At 53.3% G+C, this 18,902-nt stretch carries 15 protein-coding genes; 3 read left to right on the forward strand and 12 right to left on the reverse strand.

Annotated elements, in window-relative coordinates; genetic code table 11:
- Positions 1-21 precede the first annotated feature (21 nt).
- From RHK62_RS03350 to RHK62_RS03385, 8 genes are all read right to left on the reverse strand, one after another.
- A complete protein-coding gene (locus RHK62_RS03350) occupies positions 22-687 on the reverse strand; it encodes a hypothetical protein (protein ID WP_310453269.1) in 666 nt (221 codons plus the stop codon).
- Between the two features lie 17 nt (positions 688-704).
- Positions 705-1,706 (reverse strand): DNA methyltransferase, encoded by a 1,002-nt coding sequence (locus RHK62_RS03355; protein ID WP_310454353.1) that lies wholly within the window; start codon positions 1,704-1,706, stop codon positions 705-707.
- A 67-nt stretch (positions 1,707-1,773) separates the two neighbouring features.
- Positions 1,774-2,730, reverse strand: coding sequence for a glutathione synthase (gene gshB / locus RHK62_RS03360; RefSeq protein ID WP_310437889.1), 957 nt, complete (start codon positions 2,728-2,730; stop codon positions 1,774-1,776).
- A 5-nt stretch (positions 2,731-2,735) separates the two neighbouring features.
- Complete coding sequence (grxC, locus tag RHK62_RS03365) at positions 2,736-2,999, reverse strand: glutaredoxin 3 (RefSeq protein ID WP_250682073.1); 264 nt, start codon at positions 2,997-2,999, stop codon at positions 2,736-2,738.
- Positions 3,000-3,095: 96 nt separating this feature from the next.
- On the reverse strand, positions 3,096-4,409 hold the full coding sequence (locus tag RHK62_RS03370) for a CO2 hydration protein (protein ID WP_310437868.1): 1,314 nt from the start codon (positions 4,407-4,409) through the stop codon (positions 3,096-3,098).
- Between the two features lie 15 nt (positions 4,410-4,424).
- Entirely contained in the window at positions 4,425-5,900 is a 1,476-nt protein-coding gene (locus tag RHK62_RS03375; protein WP_206201277.1) for an NADH-quinone oxidoreductase subunit M, read from the reverse strand.
- Between the two features lie 27 nt (positions 5,901-5,927).
- On the reverse strand, positions 5,928-7,763 hold the full coding sequence (locus RHK62_RS03380) for an NAD(P)H-quinone oxidoreductase subunit F (protein WP_310437869.1): 1,836 nt from the start codon (positions 7,761-7,763) through the stop codon (positions 5,928-5,930).
- 163 nt (positions 7,764-7,926) lie between these two features.
- Positions 7,927-9,261, reverse strand: coding sequence for an HlyD family efflux transporter periplasmic adaptor subunit (locus RHK62_RS03385; protein WP_310437870.1), 1,335 nt, complete (start codon positions 9,259-9,261; stop codon positions 7,927-7,929).
- A gap of 297 nt (positions 9,262-9,558) precedes the next feature.
- On the opposite strand from RHK62_RS03385, the gene RHK62_RS03390 reads away from it, so the two are divergent.
- Together RHK62_RS03390 and RHK62_RS03395 are read left to right on the forward strand one after the other, a co-directional pair.
- Positions 9,559-9,933: an FHA domain-containing protein gene (locus tag RHK62_RS03390; protein WP_206201274.1), complete on the forward strand. Its 375-nt coding sequence runs from the start codon at positions 9,559-9,561 to the stop codon at positions 9,931-9,933.
- The gene (locus RHK62_RS03395) at positions 9,924-10,550 is read left to right on the forward strand and encodes a biotin transporter BioY (protein ID WP_399377943.1); all 627 of its coding nucleotides are present in this window, start codon (positions 9,924-9,926) and stop codon (positions 10,548-10,550) included. The genes RHK62_RS03390 and RHK62_RS03395 overlap by 10 nt, the downstream gene beginning before the upstream one ends.
- 10 nt (positions 10,551-10,560) lie before the next feature.
- On the opposite strand, the gene cobN is transcribed toward RHK62_RS03395, so the two are convergent.
- On the reverse strand, positions 10,561-14,238 hold the full coding sequence (gene cobN, locus RHK62_RS03400) for a cobaltochelatase subunit CobN (RefSeq protein ID WP_310453271.1): 3,678 nt from the start codon (positions 14,236-14,238) through the stop codon (positions 10,561-10,563).
- Positions 14,239-14,396: 158 nt separating this feature from the next.
- On the opposite strand from cobN, the gene RHK62_RS03405 reads away from it, so the two are divergent.
- Entirely contained in the window at positions 14,397-16,589 is a 2,193-nt protein-coding gene (locus RHK62_RS03405; RefSeq protein WP_302678986.1) for an ATP-binding protein, read from the forward strand.
- Here the strand turns inward: RHK62_RS03405 and coaE are convergent.
- From coaE to RHK62_RS03420, 3 genes are all read right to left on the reverse strand, one after another.
- Entirely contained in the window at positions 16,560-17,171 is a 612-nt protein-coding gene (gene coaE / locus RHK62_RS03410; protein WP_206201271.1) for a dephospho-CoA kinase, read from the reverse strand. The genes RHK62_RS03405 and coaE overlap by 30 nt on opposite strands.
- Complete coding sequence (locus RHK62_RS03415) at positions 17,164-17,727, reverse strand: FxLYD domain-containing protein (protein ID WP_206201270.1); 564 nt, start codon at positions 17,725-17,727, stop codon at positions 17,164-17,166. Before RHK62_RS03415 ends, coaE begins: the two co-directional genes overlap by 8 nt.
- Before the next feature lie 99 nt (positions 17,728-17,826).
- A complete protein-coding gene (locus RHK62_RS03420) occupies positions 17,827-18,750 on the reverse strand; it encodes a DUF928 domain-containing protein (RefSeq protein WP_310453272.1) in 924 nt (307 codons plus the stop codon).
- Between the last annotated feature and the right edge of the window lie 152 nt (positions 18,751-18,902).

Genomic DNA, 18,902 nt, shown 5'->3' on the forward strand with positions numbered 1-18,902 from the left:
TTTAACTTTATGAAAAAAGCTTTAATCGCTATGATTAAGCCAAAACTCGCGAACCTTTGTAAAGTATTTCAACCGCCCTTCAATTTTGCTAATTTCACGGGGATAGAATTCAGCTAATGCATCACACAACTCAAGCATCCACTGCTTACGGGAGTAGCCACGGTTAATCGTTAAAACATTAGAGTTCGCAATCTGAATTTGCCCCCAACCCAAAGCGCCAATTGTTAAGCAGTCCCACCCCAAAAACTCGATTGGCAGAAATTGAACATTTTCAATACCGATACGAGTTCTTTGAGCCTCATAGGCAATCAGCAAAATTGCAAAAACATTTTCATCTGATTGATAGAAACGAGTGAGGCGTTCTACAGAAATTAAATTGGGCATATTAAACTGTGTACTCAATCTGTGGGTTTTCACGTCAATGACATAGTAAAATCCTTGATCATCCTTGAAAGCGAGATCAGCCATGGCTCTACGGGCAAAATGTGCTGAATAGTTTTTACAAATCTCTTCACCAAGAACCGCCTGTAGATGATTGGCAAGAATTTGCTGAACAGCATCGCCAACAGCTCTTGGGCTATTGATTGTCACAGCAGACAAGAAATCTTCCTGTGAGTTTAAGAGTTCTTTGATGTTTTCTTCGATCTGATCAATCTGATCACCATAGAAAATATGTCTTTTTTCCATTGATTCTTATGTTTCTCCTAGGGAAAAAGCTCTGGTTGGTGAAATAGTTTTTCGCACTGATACTGCTTTTGCGTAAAACGTCCTTGCTCACTTAATGTGTTTCTTTCCCAAAACACGCCATCAGCATAGCCCTGAATCGAAGCATCTACTTCAGCCATTTCAAGGCGCTTCTCCGCTAGGCAAGCATAAGTCTCATCCAGTTCAACCCCCAAAAAACGCCTACCGAGCTTCTTGGCAACGACAGAGCTTGTTCCGGAGCCGAGGAATGGATCAAAAATAATGTCATCTGGATTGGAGCTAGCTAAAATGACCTTAGCCAGTAGTTTCTCGGGCTTTTGGGTGGGATGATCTGTATTTTCTGGCATTGACCAAAAGGGCACAGTTAAGTCTGTCCACAGGTTAGAAGGATGCGTTAGGCGGTAATTTCCTTCTTCCGTGGCTTCCCAATCTTTGGGATGTCCATTGACTCTATAGGGAGCGATGACTTTACGCTTGAGCTTAACAGCCTCAACATTAAAGGTGTACTCATTAGAAACAGTGCAGAACCATATATCCTCGGAGGCATTTTTCCAATTCTTGCTTGCTCCTCGTCCTTTCTCGCGCTCCCATGTAATTCGGTTGCGGATTTGAAAACGGTCTTTAATGACTTCAAATACAGCAGTTGAGGATTCCCAATCAGAGCAAATGTAAATAGATGCAGTTGGTTTTAGAATTTTTTCAAGACTCGACAAGCAAGACTCTAGCCAGTTGATGTAATCCTCTAAACTTTTTTTCTTGAAGCTAATTGAGTTAAATACTTTGTTCAGGTTGTAAGGTGGATCAATAAACAGCAAATCAACAAATTGACTTGGGAGAAACTTGATGACCTCAAAGATATCTTGATGGATGGTGCGGTTAATGATTTCTGATAAGCTCACAGGATGACTCAACCGTAGGAGTCGCTGTCGATACTTCGCTTGTTCTTGCTCGGTCAACGTAATTGTTCTATTTCTGGGGGCGCGTTCTTTGCTGTGAACCATATCGCTTTATCAAAACTTGATTACTGGTTTGAATCACATCCCCTGAGTGGCTAAGCATAACTCAATGTTAGCCTAATAGCCAAGCCATCACCTGTTGACCAAGGCAAGTCCCATTGAGGCGATCAATCTCACGAACGCCCGTGGGGCTAGTGACATTCACTTCTGTCAAATAGCCACCAATGACATCAATCCCCACAAAGTACAGGCCATCGCGCCGTAGGGCAGGGGCTAAAGTTTGACAAATCTGGCGATCGCGCTCGGTAATTTCCACTGCTGCCACGCGTCCGCCGGTGGCCATATTGCCGCGAAAGTCATCCCCTGTGGGAATCCGATTCACAGCACCAATGGGTTCCCCATTGAGGAGAATGATTCGTTTATCGCCTTCCTTGGCCGCGGGTAGGTACTCCTGCACCATCACCGGTAGCTGTCCCCACTGAGTACTCATTTCAATCATGGAATTGAGGTTGCGATCGCCCGCCTGCAAAAAGAGAATGCCTTCTCCGGCTTTGCCCCCCAAGGGCTTGAGAACGGCCATGCCCTGCTGCTGCACAAATTCCCGAATGCGCTGCTTATCTCCTGTGACAATGGTCTTGGGAGTCACACTCGTAAATTGCAGGGCATACATCTTTTCATTGGCATGGCGCAACCCTGCGGGCGAGTTGAGGACAAGGGTGGTCTGGGGATCGATTAAATCAAGACAGTACGTGGCATAGAGGTAGGCGGTATTCACGGGGGGATCCTTGCGCATCCACACCGCTCGAAAGGTGTTGAGGGGTCGCCATTCCACTGCCCCCGTCTGAAACCAAGGTTGGGGAATCTGCCACTGGCTGGCCACTAGTTGCACGGGCGATAACTGGATCGGGGTGAGCGCTGCCCATACCTGACCTTCGCGGATCAGCAGTTGGGAAATTTCCGTTACCCACACCTGTGCGCCTGCCGCTTGCGCTGCTTCCATCAAGGCCACACTGGTATCGTGGCCGGGGTCAAGGCGGGCGATCGGGTCAATAATAAAGGCAATATCCACCGTCATTAAGCTGCCGCTTGCAACAGAGCGTCCAATTTCCCTTGTGCCTCTAGGGCATAAAGATCATCGCAGCCGCCAATGTGTTCGTTGTTAATAAAAATTTGCGGGAGCGATCGCCGGCCATGGGCACGTTGAGCCATTGCAGCACGAGCCGCTTCATCGCCATCAATGACGTACTCGGTAAATTTCACCCCTTTGCGCGTCAGCAATTGCTTTGCTCGAATACAAAAAGGACAACGAGACCACGTATAGATTTCGACGTTGGCCACAACTTTACCTCGTTACAAAAATTCACTTTGATTCCAGCCTAGCAAAAAGGGAGAAGAGACACACCCCCTCTCCCTAATGTCCTGTCCTACAACTCCCTACAAATAATTGGGATCTTGGACATTGCGAATTTTGCAGGCTTCAGCAATGCCGTACTGCGGTCGCAAAAAGCGATCCATCTGAGCCACAAAGAAACGCCGGTTGGCCATGAGATGCTCCGGATTGGGATCATCTAAGGGGTAGTAGAAGGCGGCACGGGTTGCTTGCAAAACAGCGGAGGTCACCGTGTACATCGCATGCTGGAAGGCAATTCCCAACTGCACCAAAATATCATCCTCGCCGCGACAGTGCTGGTGGAAGTAATCCTTCAGGTACTGGGGTAGGAAGTGATACATGTCCTGATGCAGCAGTGTGGGGGGAATCCCCGCCGTCCCCACCGGGAATTTATCGGCAAAGAGAATGCCATAGTGGAAGTCCACCTGATCAGTGGGCACCTGATTGGCTTGGGCATTGTAGGACTTCGTTCCCCGGAAGGGCGCCGTGCGGTAAAAGACCGCTTCCACATAGGGGAAGGCTGCTTCATAGAGCCACATAAAGCCCTTTTCCTTGGGCACAAGGACATGCACCTCGCCATCAATATAGACGTGGTGGTAAATCGGGCGACCGGCAATGGCAAAAATTCCATTGACCAAGAAGTTCATGGCATCCTTGACGCTGGTAATGCTGCCCTCGTCATAGCGATCGCTCATCTCGAAGAAGACGGGTGCCATCACTTCCCAAAATAGCCCCAGCACGTTCATGTAGGTGGCTTGGCGAGCCTGCTCCAAGAAGAGGTCGGGAAAGAGCTTGTACAGCCCGAGCATCAGCGGGTTGCCTTTGAAGTAGGCGCGGATTGCCCTATCGGCGGCGGCTTTGTACTCTTCAGAGTCAAGGTAGATATCCAGCTGCCCGCCCATGCGATGCCACATCATTGAGCGCGCCAAGCTTTCGGAAAACTCCATGTTGATGCGGTCGTGCCAAAGGTGGTGGAGCAGACGCGGCATTTTCCCTGTTTCCCCCTTTGCAATAAATTCCATCAATTCGGGGTGGGCATGGGCAGGGCCACGCCAAATCCGCAGATCCGCTGTATCCCCAGCATAGTGATTGGCCAATTCAAAGTAGTCCTTGGTTGGAAAATACTTGAAGAAGGGAAAAGGATGGATAAATACCCGCTCACCGAGGTACAGCAAATTCCGCCAGTAAAAGTCCATTGGAATGGCGTAGGCCTTGTACATACCGATGATCTTCATCAGGTTCACTGGCGTGTCGGGAATGAGGGCACCCCCCGCCTCAAGGCGGTAAATAATGTCGGCGAGGGGGTGATCCAGTGGGGGCAGTTTTGCCGAACTGGGACGCTCAATTGTTTCAACCATGGTTTCCTCTCTGAGCTATAGGGGTAAACTGGCAACGGTTTCGGTGGCAGTGGGGATGGCGGCAACCAGCTGCGCACTGGTGGTTTCACTCCAACGCACCAGCCATGTTGGTTGGATGCCCAGAACCAGAATCAGCAGTGTCAGTACCATAGCGGGGAACTTCTCTGACCAAACCACCCGTGGGTAGTAGGCAGTGGCATTGTCAAGACGACCAAAGCAGGTGCGGTTAATCAAAATTACAAAATAAACAGCCGTGAGGCCGGTGCCCACCACCGCAATTAGAGTTGGCATCGGGAAGGTACCATAGCTGCCTTGGAAGATTAAAAATTCCGCCACAAACCCCACTAATCCTGGAATACCGGCACTGGCCATCCCCCCCAAAATGAGGAGAGCACTGGTGGTCGGTAACCCCCGCAGAGGATTGAGCAAGCCATTGAGCACATTGAGTTCGCGGGTGCCAACTTTCGTTTCAATGACGCCAACCAAATAGAACAGCAATGCCAAAATCAGGCCATGGCTAATCATTTGGGCAATGGCGCCGACGATGCTGAGGTGGGTATGGGCTGCTGCCGCCAACAATACGTAGCTCATGTGACCAATGGAGCTATAGGCCACCATGCGTTTAATGTCCTTTTGGGCGATCGCAGCCAGTGCTCCATAGCTAATGCCAAGAGCCGCCACAAGGGCCAGCAGGCCAGAAAACTGCCCCCAAGCCTCTGGAAAACAGCCTAAGGCAAACCGCACTAGGCCATAGGCACCCAGCTTAGCTAGGATCCCCCCAAGGAGAATGGCGGTTGGCATTGAGGCTTCCACATAGGCATCGGGCAACCAACTGTGGAGGGGCACCAAGGGCATTTTGATGCCAAAACCTAGGATCAACAGCAGCAGCAGAATCCCTTGGGTCGTCGGTGCCAAGCCAGCAACCTGAATATCTTGATAGTCAAAGCTAGGAGCGTGGGTGAGCCAGCCCATCCCCAAAAAGGCAGCTAGCACGAGAATTCCTGAGACTGCCGTATAGATCAGAAACTTGATCGCTGCCTGCTCGCGACGCTGCCCGCCCCAGATCAAAATCAACAGGTAAAAGGGCACCAACTCAACTTCGTAAAAGAGAATGAACAGCAGCAGATTTTGTGCTGCGAACGCCCCGGTAATTCCCGCATTGGCCAAAAGAACAAGGGCATAGAAGAGCCGATGGCCACTTTTTTCACCCGTGAACACAACCACAAGGGTTAAGAACGTTCCCAAGACAATCAGCGGGAGGGACAACCCATCCACACCAAGGGAATAGTTCAATCCCAAGGGCGACAGCCACGGCACAAATTCCGTAAATTGTAGTGCGGTCTGCTGGACATCAAACTGCGTCAGCATCCAGAGGGACAGGGCAAAGGTGACACCAGCGCTCACCAAAGCAACCGAACGCAAGGCTCGTTCTGGCAGCAGCGGCATCAGCAGCGCACCGATGACAGGCAAAACAATTAACAGCGTCAGCATAGGGCAAGAACCTCAAGGAATGGAGCACTAAGCCAGCAGTGGCCAACAAATGGCAATCACCAGAAGGGCGACCCCCATCAAAATGGTGAGGATATAGGCTTGGGATTGACCCGTTGTACTGTACTTCAGGCGATCGCCCCCCAACAGGGTTGCCCCGCCAAAGGCATTGCCAGTGCCATCCACAAACGTGCGATCAAACCAAGCAGTCATGCGGGAAATCATATCCACTGCTCCCACCACGGTGGCTTTGTAGAGCTTGGGCGTATAGAAATCGTAGGCCAGCAGATCCTGTACCGACGGTAGGGGAAACTGCACCGGCTTGGGAATGGCTTGGCCGAGATAGACCCATGCGGCTGCACCCCAGCCCAAGATAGCGGTTACCGTCAGGGCAGCTGCTGTGGTTAAGGAAGGATCTGTCCAAATCACCCAATCAAAGCGCCCCATGAGAATGGGCAAGTGCAGCACCAGACCCAGATCAACGGTCATCGGCAAAATCATCGGCCAAAAGACCTCGGGCGATCGCGCCGTCATTGGTTTGACCTCACCGCCCCAAATCAGGCAGAACGTGCGACCAAGACTAAAGGCAGCAAACGCATTCATCAATAGAAGCACCACCCCCACCCAAGGCAGTTGGGCAAAGGCCGTATCCAGCAATTCTGCCTGTGGGAAAAAGCTGGCCAAGGGGGGAACCGCCAGCAACCCTGCAGAACCAACGAGAAACGAAATACCGGAAATGGGGCGCCGCGACCACAGCCCGCCCAATAGGCGCAGATCTTGGGTAATGCTATTCCAAATAATGCTGCCAATGCTCATCATCAGCAGTGCCATGGCCACGCCGTAGGTGAGGATAAAGACAAAGGCTAAGCCCGGCTCCTTGAGACCAACGGCAATAAACACCCAGCCCATGTAGGCACTCACCAAATAGGAGAGGGCGCGTTTAATGTCCACTTGGGCAATGGCAATCAGGGTTCCTCCCAAGGCAGTGACGCTACCAATGACCAGCAAACCTGTTAGAGCGACAGAGGAAAGGCTCAGCACCGGCGTCAGCTTCACCAGCACCCATGCCCCCGTGCCCACAACAATGGCATTCCGCAGAATAGAGGCAGGCACAGGGCCTTCCATGGCCTCATCCAACCACAGATGCAATGGGAATTGGGCACATTTCCCCATTGGCCCAGCAATCAGCGCCAAACAAATTAGGGTAATGAGGGTGGGATCCACCTGAGCCGTAGCTGCCCAAGCCGCTAAATCGTCGTAGTTCCAAGAGCCAGCAAGGGGATAAATCGCCAACACCCCCATCAGCAGCACCAAGTCTCCCACCCGCTTGGTGAGGAAGGCATCGCGGGCACCGGTCACCACCAGCGGTTGGTTAAACCAGAAGCCAATGAGCAAATAGGTCGCTAGGGTCAGAATTTCGAGCATGACATAGTTAAAAAACAGAGAATCCAGCAGCACCAGCGCCCCCATCCCCCCCTCAAACAGAGCCAATAGGGCAAAAAAGCGCGCCCAGCCCCAATCCATCTCCATGTAGCCGATGGCAAAGATCTGAGCCATGAGGTTCAAACCCGTAATCAGCATCAGGGCGGTGGTGGTCAAGATGGAAATTTCCACCGGAATGTCAAAGTGCAGACCCGCCACATCCAGCCACGTCCAGTGCAAAGACTGCGGCGGTTGGTTGGCGATCGCCACCGTGGCCAACAGTGCATGAACAAAGGAGAACAACGTGAGCAAGAGATTCAAATAGCCCGCTGGACGAGGTCCCGTTTTCCGGGTGATCCCCGGTGACCAAATCAAGGACAGCACCATTCCCGCCAGCGAGTAAAAGGGAATGAGCCATACTGTGTCCGCAAATGATTGCAACATAAACCCCGCTTATGCCTATGGACAAGACTAATTAGATTTAATCTTATCTATGAATGGCACCAGACCTTCCAGGGCTAAGTGCAAAGTTGCATCAATATCTCTTATCGCCCAGATAAAAGGCAACTATGAAGGATTGAGCATTGTTTAGGATAGCTATAAACGCTTAGGGGGAAATTTGAAAGGTCACCCGTGCAGTGTAGCCCACATAACAGAAATTGCCTTCACCCCAGTCTTGATCAGCGTCTAATTCAACGCGCACTTGGCTTTGACGCGGATAGTTTTCGGGAATCGGGATCACCTGATCGTCGCCGGGGTTGAGGCGACCCAAGCCAGAGCGAATGTTGGTGACTGTGCCCCAAACCACCTTGCCTTTGCTGCCATAGAGTTCAATTTTGGCCTTGGTACCGGGGTGGATTAGCCGCAGGGACTGTTCCTCTACAAACACATCAATCCAGCGCCGTTGACAATCCAATAACTGCAAAATTTGATCCCCTTTGCCGAGAAACATCCCCGGACGGGCATCCACCCGCCAGACATAGCCGGCAATGGGAGCCGTTACCTTCACCACCTTGCGCTGAGCAACCTCCTGCCAGGCTTGGGCAACCTGTCGCTGTTGAGCCGCAATTTCCCGTTTCAGCCCTTGGACGATCGCCTGCTGTTCGCTAATCTGAATTTTTAGCTCCTGAAGCCGCAGGCGGGGGTCATAGTTGCTGCGAGTGTTGCGCAGGGTCAGTCCCAATTCAGCGGCACGGGCATCGGCCTTGAGCGCCTCTACCCTATCAGCGGCAGCCTCCACTTCCCGTTGGCGAGCAGCCACTTGCGCTTGGCTTTGCTGCAATTCCGTTAGAGCCGCATCTGCTTGGGCTTGGGGTACCGCTCCCTGCTGCGCCAACTGGCTAAAGCGCTGGTAGTTAATTTTTGCCAATCGATAGCGTGCCTTGGCATCGGCCAGATTCGCTCTAGCAGCCCCTAGTTCCGCTTGGGCAGCCGCCACTTGGCGATTGGTTTGTTTTACCTCAAGCAGCTGTTGATGGCGTTCATCCCCTTGGGCAGAGGCGAGGAGTCCCTGCAACTGAGCCAGTTTTGCCTGAGCGGCTTCTAGTTCACCCTGCCGCCGTTCCAGCCATTTTTCAACTTCCTTGAGGTTGCCTTGGCTAAGGTAGGCATTTTCTAGCACGGCTAGGGGCGTCTCCTCCGCTGGCTTGATAAATTGCCCCACCTTTGCCCTCAGTTGCTGGAGGGTTCCTTCCTCCGGAGCCCGCACATTGACAATGACGCCATTAATGACCGCATCACGACTGCGCACGGTTGTTAAATGGCGGTAGAGAAACAAGCCTGCAAAGGCAAGGATGCCACACCCGGCTGCGAACACTAACAAATTGGCAAGGAGCGATCGCCGTAGCTTCAGTTGCTGAGTCGGTACAACCTGATTTTTAATCTCCGTCAAAGGGGAGACTTGGCTTAAACTAGATGCAGAATCTGAAGCTGGCTTTTTCATAGAAAACTCACAACAAGTCAATTAAAGTGAATAAAATCGCCCAGCTATTTTGCATAATTGACAGGTAAAAGCTTTGTGCTAAAAACGCCTCATGTTTCCCTCACAATTGAACCTTAAAGAGTCTTGAATATTTTTTTACTAGCTTCATCTAAACATACTCACTAACCTTTTGTTATCCGTACAACTACTGAAGCTGACAGACATCCAATCTTGGATTACCACAGGTTTTCAGAGCCTTAGCCCGCCCCAAAAGTATGGATAGAGTACGTATGATAAAAGTATCCGTGGCAGACCCCTATGACCCACCTTCCAGACGTTGACAAACAAGCATGGCTAATTGTGCGCTCCCAAGGTACGGTGGTCGGCAAGTATCACCTCGCAGGAAAGGCGTTCTGGAAAATTGGCCGCGCCAGCGACTGTGACATTATTATTCACGACCCCTATATTTCCCGACATCAGGCAACCATTGAACTACGCCCTCGGGGCAATGCCCTGGTGTACCTGATCCGTGACAACAATAGTCGCAATGGCACATTAATTAACGGTACACCCCTGTCGGAGGAGCGAGTCTTATACCATGGAGACCTTATTATGATGGGGGATACGGATCTCGCGTTTCACTATACAAGTCCGACCCCGTCTGTCCCGCCTAATGTGTTGCAGTGCTCTTGAGAACCAACCTGTCACCCCTCGATGAATTTTTGTGGGCCATTTTAGGCCTCCTGCTGACAGTGGCTGGAACCTTCATGGAGGCGGCGATCGCCCTCCCCAACCTCCTCAATGAGGAAGGGCAATTTGTTTTGCCCAGTTCATGGGCCGCCGTTCCCGTGTATGGGTTACCCGTCTCCTATCAAGTTGCGGCAGTTCTTCTAGTGGGCTGCATGGGGGGACGGCAAGCCGCCGCCCTCTCTCAGGTGGCTTATCTGATTCTGGGTCTCAGCGGGTTTCAGGTGTTTTCCCAAGGGGGAGGTCTGGACTACTGGCGTGAACCGACATTCGGTTACCTCTTGGGTTTTGTGCCGGGGGCTTGGGTCTGTGGTTGGCTGGCTTTTCGCCCCCAAAAGCGAGTGAGTTTAGAATGGTTTGCTTTGAGTGGCCTAGGGGGACTGGTGCTCATTCATGTCTGCGGTGCCCTCTACCTCAGTGGTCTGGCTCTTGCAGGGCAGTTGAGTCAACCCTTGGTGGAGCTACTAGAGCAGTATTCGCTTTTTGCCTTGCCAGGGCAGTTGGTGATTGTCTGCTTGGTGGCAGCGGTAGCGCGGGTATTGCGCTTGATTTTGCTGTATTAAAGCTAAACCATTAAAATTTGCCTTCAATTAAACCTTCGGCCTCTAGGGCGATCGCTCGCAGGCGGTCTAGGATCTGCGGATCCGGTGCTTGCCACAGTTGACGCTGGGCAGCTTCGAGGAGTCGCTCCGCCATGTCCCGCAGTGCCCAAGGATTATGCTGCGCCACAAAGGCTTGCATTTCGCTATCAAGCAAATAGGTCTGAGTAATGCCTGTAAACACATAATCGGGCACACAGCGAGCCGTAGCGGCATAGCCAAAGAGATAATCCACTGTGGCGGCCATTTCAAAGGCACCTTTGTAGCCATGGCGCTTGATGCCGGCTAGCCATTTGGGATTAATGACGCGGGAGCGATAGACTCGCAGCAGTTCCTCTTGGAGGGTGCGAATTTTTGGCTGCTCTGGCCGTGAGTGATCGCCAAAGTAAACCGTGGGCTGCTGCCCCGATCGCGATCGCACGGCAACGGTCAAGCCCCCCTGAAACTGGTAATAATCATCGGAGTCCAATAGATCATGCTCGCGGTTGTCTTGGTTTTGCAGCACCACTTGCAATTGACTCAGCCGCTGCTCTAGGGCTTCCGCTGCATTGTGGCTGTGGGCTTCGCCGGTGTAGGCATAGCTACTCCAGTGAATATAGGCGCGGGCAAGATCGTCATCCCCCTGCCAGTTTTGGGCTTCGATCAGTCCTTGGAGTCCCGCCCCATAGGCACCGGGCTTGGAACCAAAGATGCGAAAGCGTGCCCGTTCCTGAGCTTGATTCAGGGAGAGACCCTGCTGTTGCCAATAGGCCGTTTCTTTGGCCACTTGGGCTGCCAAGGGATTTTGATCCGCGGGTTCATCCAACTGGCTCACCCGCTGCACCGCTTCATCAAAAAGAGCAATCAGGTTGGGAAAGGCATCGCGGAAAAAGCCAGAAATCCGCAGCATGACATCCACACGCGGTCGTCCCAACAGCGACAGGGGAATCACCTCCAAATCCACCACCCGCCGCGAGGCGCCCTCCCAGACAGGACGAACCCCCAACAGGGCAAGGGCTTGGGCAATATCGTCGCCCCCGGTGCGCATGGTTGCGGTGCCCCATACCGAAAGACCTAGGGTACGGGGAAATTCTCCCTGCTCTTGACAATAGCGTTCGATGAGGGCTGCCGCCGATCGCTCCGCCAACGCCCAAGCAGCTTCCGTCGGTACCGCTCGCAAATCCACTGCATAGAAATTCCGTCCGGTGGGTAGGACATCCGGACAACCACGACTGGGGGCACCGGCAGCGCCACTGGGAACATAGCCGCCATTGAGGCCATGGAGAAAGTGGTCAATTTCTTGGCGGGTCTGTTGCAGGGCAGGGTAGAGCACCGTACGAATCCAATCCAGTACCTGCTGAGTTGCACGGCCACAGGGGAGATCAGGGGTGCCCTTCAGTAAGTCCTCCACCAGTTTTGCCGCGGTTTCCTCGAGGGCATGCTGCCACTCACCAACGGAACGGTATCCAGGTACAGGACTTGGATCGGTTGGGTTAGCGGTCAGGGGATCTAAATCAACCCCTTGATCCTTTGCTAAGGCACGAGTGAGACCCATGTGCTGGCCACTGGGACTGCGGGCGATCGCCACCATCAGATCTCGCAACTGCCGTCCCTGGGGGCATTGGCCAAGAATATGCAGGCCATCGCGAATCTGGGCATCCCGCAGATCACAGAGGTAGCCATCGGTGCGCGCTAGCCACGCCGTCCAGGTTTCCTCAGGATTGGGGGCACCAATTTCTTGATCGAGATCGAGTTCTTTGACGAGGGCTTCAATCTGCTGCCGCAGCACACTCAAACGGGGGCGATCGAACTGCTCAGCGGCGTAGTATTCCTCAATGTAGTGGCTGAGGGTCTCTAGACCACCGTACAGCTCAGCACGGGTGAGGGGGGGAGTCAGATGATCCAAAATCACTGCTTGAGCACGGCGTTTGGCTTGGGCACCTTCACCGGGATCGTTGACAATGAAGGGGTAAAAGTGGGGGACAGGGCCAAGGGCAATTTCGGGAAAACAGGTGTCACTGAGGGCAATGCCTTTGCCAGGGAGCCATTCTAGATTGCCGTGCTTGCCGACATGGACAATCGCATCCACCCCAAAAACATGGCGCAGCCAAAAGTAAAAGGCGAGATACGCTGGGGTGGGTTCCAAATCGGGGGCATGGTAATTCAAACTGGGGTCGCGATCGTAGCCCCGACTGGGTTGGACACCGACAAAAATGTTGCCCCAACAGTCACCAGCAATGGGGAGGTCTGTGGTGGGCGACGGCCAGCGTTCGTTAATGGCCGCCTGTACCGCCCTTGGTAGGTTCTGAAAATAGTGCTGGTAGGCCTCAAGGGGAAGGGTGTAGCGGGGCTGCCGCCAGTGATTGCCTTCGGGGTCGTTGGTGCGGTAGCGGCTGAGGTGGTGGATCAGGGCATCGCCATCCTTGGGCAACGGGTCAGTACCCAGATCATAGCCAGCCTGCTGCAATGCCTTCAGGAGTGCTACCGTACTGTTGGGGGTGTCGAGACCGACGCCATTGGCAAGACGACCATCGCGGCAGGGATAGTTGGCTAAAATCAGGGCAATGCGGCGCTCATGGGGGGCTTTGTGGCGCAGTTTCAGCCAGTTGGCTGCCAGATCACTGACCCAGTGCAGGCGATCGCCCGCCGGGGCATAGGTGGTCACGGTGGTTTCCACATCTGTTTGAATTTGCGACACCGCCTTAAAGGACACCGCACGGGTAATGATGCGGCCATCCACCTCCGGCAGGACGACGTGCATGGCAAGGTCGCGGGGCGTCAGTCCTTGGGGATGGTGTTGCCAAGTCTCGTGGGTGCTGCTGCTGAGAATGACCTGTAGCACGGGGACATCCAATTGCTGCCAAAAGTTGACCTCCTTGGGCTTGGCGATCGCGAACCCCGTCGTATTGAGAATCAATTCCACCTTGCCCCGCCATGCCGCCAGCAGTTCCCGTTGAATGTCTAGATCTTGCAGCGAGGAGACAAACAGGGGGACAGGTGCCAATTGCCGCTGCAGCAAGGCCTGAGCGAGGGCATCCATCACCGCCGTATTGCCCGCTAAGTAATGGGCACGGTAAAAGAGAATCCCCACCTGCGGCCAGTCGCTGGCTATCTGCCCCGCAATCGGATAGCTGCCCCAGCGGGGAATCCTTTGGGGGGGTGGGGGGGGCTGACCCCAACCGCAACCGTAGTGGCCAATGAACTCTAGGGCACGCTGAATATTTTCCTGTCCGCCCTCACGGAAGTATTGCCAGAGGCGATCAACTTGGGCCAGCGGCCAACTGGAGAGGCTCATGAGTTCTAAGTCGGGGCGATCGTCCCCCGGCAATAAGATCAACTGCCCACCGCGATCGCTGACCATTTGCTGCGCCACCTCTAGGCCATAGCTCCAATAGCCCCGTCCCCCCAAGAGGCGAATCACGACCACGTCGGCCTTGGCTAGGACGCGATCGCCATAGTCATCAATGGCTGCTGCTGCTTGTAAATGCAGTAAATTCGCCAAGCGTAGAGGGGGAAAGTTCTCGGGTAGCTGCTTGTAGGCTTGAGCCAGCAGGGCAATATCCGTATCCGCTGCCGTTAAAATAATAACGGGAGCACTGCTTTGCTGTAGAAATGCAACATCGCTGTTATCTGTGGCAACAGTCAGATCATTTAATGTAAGAATTCGATGCATGCGTTGACAACAATCATTAAAGAAACTGGTGGGTTTTCCCCCCTGTCCCCCTTGAGCCGCTACAACAGAAATTAATGGGAAAAGCCTCTAGCGATCGCAACCCGCATGGCAATGCCACTTTCTGTGATGAACCGATCAAGGATTGAACTTCAAAAACTATGCGCCAGCCCGTCTTTGATCGAATTTTACCAGCATTTTTCTACGAGCGAATCGCCACAGTCCTGCTCGCAGAAGCTAGCCATCGCGGCGCAACTGTCCTTACCCGTGAAGAGGTGATAGCGTCTGCCGATGCCCCTTTTCTCGTCGTCGTGGCAGAGACCTTTGCGCTGCTGTTGCAGGCAGAAACCGTACCGCAGATGAGTGCCTATCGGGTAAAAATCCTCACTGAGCCGGTGGCGATCGCTCGCTTTCTGCGCAAAATTCGCAGCCAGACACCCCTAGGCCAGCGTTCCCTGATCCGCTCAGTTTTGCAGCAGTTGATTCCCTTGACCGCCAAAGACCAAACGTTGCCCGCCGACTTGGCCCTTTCGCTGATGAATGTGCTCAGCGAAGACATGGCTCAGCAGTGTCAAAATTGTGCTCCCCTTGTCACTGCTGCCTTGAGCGAACGACAGGCCAAAGAGCGCCTGCTGCATCAGGTCACCACCCAAATTCGCCAAAGTCTGGAGCTACCAGAACTGTTGAAGATGGCAGTGGATCGGATTCGCGAATTTTTAGGTGCCGATCGGCTACTGGTGGGACAGTTTTACAATTCTACTGGTCAATTGCAGGGGCAAATTGCCTACGAATCTTGCCGCCATGGCGGAATTCCGTCGGTTCTTGGGCTCTGGGATGACTGCTGGCAGTGGTCTGCCCTACCCAGCAGTAGCTATCAGCGTCTCAGTCGTGGCCAAACCATCACAGTCAGTGACATTGACGAATTTTATCAAGAGGTTCCCTGCCTACAGGCCTTTGCCGCCCGCTGGCAGATCAAGGCTTGGCTAATTGTGCCAATCATTGTTCAAGAAAAACTTTGGGGAGTGCTCATTGCCCACCAGTGCGATCGCCCCCGCCAATGGCAACCCCAAGAAGTTGAGTTTTTGACCCATTTGAGTCAACACCTGAGTATTGCCATTTACCAAGCGCAACTCTACAGCGAGCTGCAACAGCAAAAGGCTACCCTTGAACAGCGCGTGAATGAACGCACCCAAGCCCTGCGGGAAGCCCTGAGTGCCATGGAAGCCGCTCATCGGATTAAGAATGACTTTTTGGCCACCATGAGTCATGAGTTGCGCACGCCCCTCACCTGTGTGATTGGGGTTTCGGCCACCCTCTTGCGCTGGCCCCTCGGTCCGCTAACGGAAAAACAGCGGGAGTATTTGGAAATTATCCATGAGAGTGGCACGCACCTGCTGGAGTTAATTAACAGCATTCTTGATCTCTCCCAAGCGGAATTGGGGCGATCGCGGCTGCATTACAGTGCCTTTTCGATTCGGCAACTCTGTACCGACTGCCTCGAAGTGGTCAAATCCCAAGCCCAGCGCCATCAAATTCACTTGCAGCATCAACTGATGATCCCGCCAAGTCGCGATCGCTTTTGGGGAGACTACCGCCGCATCCAGCAAATTCTCATTAACCTGCTCAGTAATGCCATTAAGTTCACGCCTGCGATGGGGGAAGTGATTCTGCGGGCATGGTGGAAAGAGGATGAACTGATTTTCCAAGTGCAGGACAATGGCATCGGCATCCCTGCGCACCTGCAACCCTTGCTCTTTCAGAAGTTTCAGCAGTTGGATAGCTCCTTTGGCCGTGCCTATACCGGCGCTGGTCTCGGCTTAGCCCTCACCAAGCAATGGGTGGATCTGCACAATGGCTGGATTGAAGTTGAGTCCACTGAAGGCAAAGGCAGCACCTTCACCGTTGGCTTACCTGCAACCTCTACGGACACCCTCTTGGAGCCGACCAAAGTCAAATTGGATGTGCCGCCCCTCGCCACAACGGATGTACTGGTCGAACCGGAGGGGCGAATTGTGCTTGTGAGTGAAGAGGAAGCCACAGCCACCCTCATCTGCTCGATTTTAACCACAGCGGGTTACCAAGTGATTTGGCTCGTCGATGGTGAAGTGGAACGGTTGCTAGCCCTGACGCCCATTGCCGTTCTTTTGGCAGAACCCTTTAGCTCTGGGGATTTGCAGGAGCTTGTAGATCAATTGCGACAACGCTGTACCCCTGAGCAACTGAAGATTTTTATTTTGGGATCAGAGCGCCCTTATCGGGGGGCCGATCGCCACATTTCTCTGCCCATTCATCCAGAAAGTTTTCTGCAACAGGTAACGATGGGGCTAACTTCCCTTGCGATCCCTGCCCAGTAGGGAAAAGGCTTGATCCACTTGACGGTAGAGTTCTTGAAGACCACTTGTATTCCAAAGAACGGTGTCTGCTCGTCGAATTTTCTCTTCTAGGGGAAGTTGACTGGCTAGGCGCAGGGCGGCGGCACTTTCAGAGAGACCATCCCGCTGCTGAAGGCGAGCTAACTGCTGTGCAGGTGTGGTGGCAACGACCCAAATCTGATCCACTAACCCTTCGAGGTGGGCTTCGAACAATAGGGGAATCACGAGGGTCAGCAGGGGCTGATCACATGCTTGAATGGCTTGCTGCATCTGGGCAATAACCCAAGGGTGAATTTGCGCTTCTAGCCAGTGGCGCTCTTGGGGTTGGGCAAAGACAATTTCCCCTAAACGGGAGCGATCGAGGCTGCCATCATCACGGCAAATCTCAACACCATAGCGATCGAGAATCGCTTGATAAATGGGCGTTCCGACGGCAACCGCCTGCCGCGCTAACTGGTCGGCATCGACAATAGGCACACCATACTGCTGCTGCAAATAGGCAGCCACCACCGATTTACCGCAGGCAATTCCCCCCGTGATACCGAGGCGAAGCGGTCTAGACACCCCCTTGGAGCCGCACCGCTGGCTGCATTAAGCGCACCCGTGCCCCAATATCCGCTGGCACAGTGGGGAGCATTTGTTGATAGGTCACTGTCTGACCGGGACCGACAGTTGCCGGTTCTGGCGTCGCTGCACCCGTTTGTAGAATTTGGCCATTAGGCCCCACGACCTCATAGTTAACGGATTGAATCGTTACCGGTTGGCGGTTATTGTTCGTCACGGTACCGGTCACCACTGAAGAGCCTGGTAACTTCAGTACAGGTTGAAGCTGCGGCTGCCCCACACGGATATTGCGTAGGAGCTGTTGTTCCAGAACTTTGGGATCGACTTCTTGGGGCGTCTCTGATGGTGTTGGCGTAGAAGCGGCTGCCGTTGCGCCAGAAAGGTTGAGCAAATGATTCCAGTAGCGTTGATTGCGTCCCCACTCATAGGGAGAGTTGCCAATAATCACAATGTCGCCCGCAGCCCGCTGTGCCAAGGCAGGGAGGGGGGCGATCGCTCCAAGAAGCACAATACTGGTTAGCCAAAGGGGAAATGGCGATCGAGTTATCTTTAGCATGGCGCACGCTCCTGTCAATGCAGCCTACTCTCCATCCTACTGCAACTTGATGTGGGGTTTGGGGTCAGCCAACCGCCCTCAATATCGGCACAGGGGCAGCTATCGCAACAGCGGCATATTAACAATTTGGGGATCAATACCGGCACTCTTGAGCACATCTTGCCACTGCTGTTTGATGGCAGCGTCATTGGGATTGCTTTGCTGCAACTCCACAAGGGTTGCCAAGGTATCGTTCCAGAGTTGACTGGTGGCCAAAAGGGGCAGGCGATCAGCCGGAGGCATGGTGGTAATTACCTGGGCAAGGTTGCTGTCCAGCTCAGCCCGCTCAATCCAGCCCGTCACAAAGGGATTGGCATCGGGTTCATTGGACTTACAGGTGAGGGAGAAGATCCACTGGTATTTTTGCCCCGGTTGTAGCTTCGCCTTACTGGCATCCACTGTCACAGGTAAAATGCCGGCTTTACCATTCAGGGGCACTTGTTGGGTGAGGAGCAGATCGCCAGCTTCTGAGAGCAGCATCAGTTCCGCCGATTTGGCCGTGCTTTGGGGAACAAAGAAAAAGAGACTGGGATTGGCCGCAGCGGTCATCCCCAAGTTGTTATCGGGCACAAGAGCAACAATTTTTGTCAGATAGCCTTGGGTACATTCCCCAAAGCGGGTGGCGCCTGCGATCCGTTGCCCTGGCATGCCGCGATTTGAGGGTACAAAGGTGAGACGATTACTCGATTGGGCAGCGTAGCGATCGCGAGCAATATAGGCCTCGACATTACTAATCGCTGTGAGGGCATAGCGGTTACCGGGGCGCAGACTGAGGGCACGGCGGAAATTCACCAAGGCGGATGGATAGTCGCGTTTGGCGGTGAGTTGATACCCCCGCTGCATGTAGCGATCGAACTCACTGGCTTCGCTAGGGGAAGTTTGGCCAACAGCAGGTAACGATGGCAAAATAACTGGCAGGGCACCCATCCCCATTGCCAAGGTACCGACAAGCAGCCACGAAAGGCCAAAACGGTGGGTAGACATAGCACTTACCTACTGAACATGCTAACTATCTTTAAGGTACTATCGGGAAGAAAACCCGATTGTGATCAGGCTTGCACATCCCCTGTGATTTCCGTAAAAGAGCAGCAAACGAGCAATCATTCCTCCCTTGCGCCGATCACGCTTCCCTTGGT

It is taken from the genome of Thermosynechococcus sp. HY213, assembly GCF_031460975.1.
In the GTDB taxonomy this organism is placed as follows: domain Bacteria; phylum Cyanobacteriota; class Cyanobacteriia; order Thermosynechococcales; family Thermosynechococcaceae; genus Thermosynechococcus.